This is a genomic window from Microcystis sp. LEGE 08355, assembly GCF_015207185.1.
Classification (GTDB): Bacteria; Cyanobacteriota; Cyanobacteriia; order Cyanobacteriales; family Microcystaceae; genus Microcystis; species Microcystis panniformis.
Map to the genome: position 1 here is coordinate 1 of NZ_JADEXI010000643.1, position 2,466 is coordinate 2,466.

Below are 2,466 nucleotides of genomic sequence, written 5' to 3' on the forward strand. Positions count from 1 at the left end.
CTACTCTAGCATACTAAAGTTAAATTGGCAACTATAGATTAGAGTTATTCTTAGTCGTGCTTCGTGTCACTGAGCCTGTCGAAGTGCTGTTCTATGCTGGCGGAACTTTTCATCTCCGAGGTGAAACCGAGAGATGAAAAGCCGACATTATAGGTAAAAAGCGATTTCTTTCTCCTTGAGAGGGGCAAAATCGGCGGCTAACAACAGCTGATTTAATTCCTCTTGGGGGATATGTTTGGCCCCGATGCGGACAATTCGCGATCTCATCGTGTTAGAAACCCCGCTTCTTTGTCGTCCTGCTTCCAAACCCATTACCCGGTGATAAAGTTCCAATTTTGCCGGGGGAATTGGGGAACCATCAAAATCAATGCCATTAGCGATCGCCACATCAATGGCATCAGCGCCCGTAGTTGTGGTTAAATTAGTTTCGGTGGACATAAAGACAATATAAAGGATCGTTGCTATTTTATCAGGCGATCGATATCCGCCGCTATGATCAGGAAAGTAATCTTCATTTCTGTGTGACTATGGCTCAATTGCCGACCTATCAACCAAAACAGTTATCCCTGGGCCCCCTAGAAGCGGAAATTCTCAATATTGTCTGGGAATTGGAACCCGTTAGCGTTAAGGATGTCCACGATCGCATTTTAGCGGATCCAGAACGGGATCTGGCCTATACTTCTGTGACTACGGTACTGCGTCGTTTAACTAATAAAGGCTGGTTAAGTTGTTATAAAAAGGGTCGGATTTTCTACTGGAAACCGATGGTTTCTAAGGAACAAGCACAGGCAATTAAAGCCTACGAACAATTACATCGTTTTTTGGCTATTGGCAATGCGGATGTGGTGGCTTCTTTTGCCGATAGTCTCGATACTGCTAGTGTCGAACAATTAAAAGCGATCGCCTCTCGTTTAGATACCCTGCGTCAACAACGGAGAGAAAGCTAATGCACGGTTCAATGTTATTACTAGCATTAACTATCGCTATTGGTTTACGTTGGTTTCTGCCTAGCTATCAGCGTCGTTGGCAGACAACGCTATTTTTCTTCCTCTTTCCTCCTTTGCTGCTGTTAATGACAGTTATGTCGGTGGTTTGTATGGGCTATCGCGGGCAAATGCTAGGCTATAACTCTAGTTTAATTAGTTACTTTAGTGCCATAATTTGGCTAGTTTTTGCTCTATTTTGTCTGATAAAACTTTCCTATCGAACTTGGCAAACCCATCGGGATTTTAGCAGTTACCCCCTCAAAAAAATCACCACTCAGAAGGCGAGAGTTTTAGCCCTCGATTTTCCCTACAGTGCCAGAGTTGGCTTCTGGAAGTCGGAATTAATTGTAACCCAAGGATTATTAAATCTCTTGGATCAAGAACATTTACAAGCAGTTTTAGCCCATGAACAAGCTCACCAAGAATATCATGACACCTTCTGGTTTTTCTGGTTAGGTTGGCTGCGCTCCATGTCTTCTTGGCTGCCCAATAGTGAGAATTTATGGTCAGAATTGGTCTTCTTGCGGGAATTGCGCGCCGATAAGTACGCTTCTGGACAGGTGGATTATTTACTATTAGCTGAATCCCTGCTTTTAGTGGCAGAAAAAGTTAATCAAGTAGCGGAAATAAATTTTTCCGATAGTTGCTGTGTCGCTCTTAGTGATAATTCTTTAAATAATCGTTTATTAGAGAGAATCGATGCTTTAGTCGAGTCAGAAAAACCCGAACTTCCCAGATTTAACTATCAAGTCTGGCTATTGCTTTCTCTCTCCCTTGCTCCTTTCCTACTCTTGCCTTTACACTCCTAAAAATGACCCTAGAAGTTGGACAAAAAGCCCCCGAATTTGCCCCCCCCAACCAAAGAGGCGAAATTAGCAAATTAGCAGATTTTGCCGGTCAGTGGTTGGTATTATATTTTTATCCCAAGGATAACACCCCGGGCTGCACCACAGAAGCGATCGATTTTACCGCTTTGTCACCGCAATTTCAGCAATTAAACGCGGTAATTATAGGAGTTAGTCCCGATTCAGCCAAGTCCCACTGTCGTTTTATTGAAAAACACCATTTAACTATTCAATTATTGAGCGATACCGAACATCAACTGGCGGAAATTTATCAAGTCTGGGGATTAAAAAAATTTATGGGCAGGGAATATATGGGGATTAAACGCTCCACTTTCCTGATCGACCCCCGGGGAAATATTGCCTATATTTGGTCAAATGTCAAGGTAAAAGCCCATGCAGAAGCGGTTTTGAAAAAACTTGAGGAATTGCAGTAGCAAGCCCCTAGCAGTTGATTTTTTCTGGGTACTGATTGCGTTCTTTTAAGTACCTAAGCAAAATTAATTACACATATCTAACTACCCCTTGCATGAGTGCCTTTTGCCTTTTGCCTATCCCAACCAAGAAATTAATTTTGCACGACTACTTATGTTGGACTAGAAAGGTTTTCAAAAATCGCACATCTAGGTGATCGGGTG

The 2,466-nt window shown here is 42.6% G+C and carries 4 protein-coding genes; 3 read left to right on the forward strand and 1 reads right to left on the reverse strand.

The features are described from left to right. Positions 1–147 precede the first annotated feature (147 nt). Complete coding sequence (locus IQ242_RS22360; RefSeq protein WP_002732452.1) at positions 148–438, reverse strand: DUF4090 family protein; 291 nt, start codon at positions 436–438, stop codon at positions 148–150. 20 nt (positions 439–458) lie between these two features. Here IQ242_RS22360 and IQ242_RS22365 point away from each other — a divergent pair, with 20 nt between their 5' ends. The 3 genes from IQ242_RS22365 to bcp are packed head-to-tail and all read left to right on the forward strand — an operon-like array spanning position 459 to position 2,265. Next, positions 459–947 (forward strand): BlaI/MecI/CopY family transcriptional regulator, encoded by a 489-nt coding sequence (locus IQ242_RS22365; RefSeq protein WP_002761005.1) that lies wholly within the window; start codon positions 459–461, stop codon positions 945–947. Further along, positions 947–1,795 (forward strand): M56 family metallopeptidase, encoded by an 849-nt coding sequence (locus IQ242_RS22370; RefSeq protein ID WP_193961455.1) that lies wholly within the window; start codon positions 947–949, stop codon positions 1,793–1,795. The genes IQ242_RS22365 and IQ242_RS22370 overlap by 1 nt, the downstream gene beginning before the upstream one ends. Before the next feature lie 2 nt (positions 1,796–1,797). Beyond that, on the forward strand, positions 1,798–2,265 hold the full coding sequence (gene bcp / locus IQ242_RS22375; RefSeq protein ID WP_193961456.1) for a thioredoxin-dependent thiol peroxidase: 468 nt from the start codon (positions 1,798–1,800) through the stop codon (positions 2,263–2,265). The last annotated feature ends 201 nt before the right edge of the window (positions 2,266–2,466 follow it).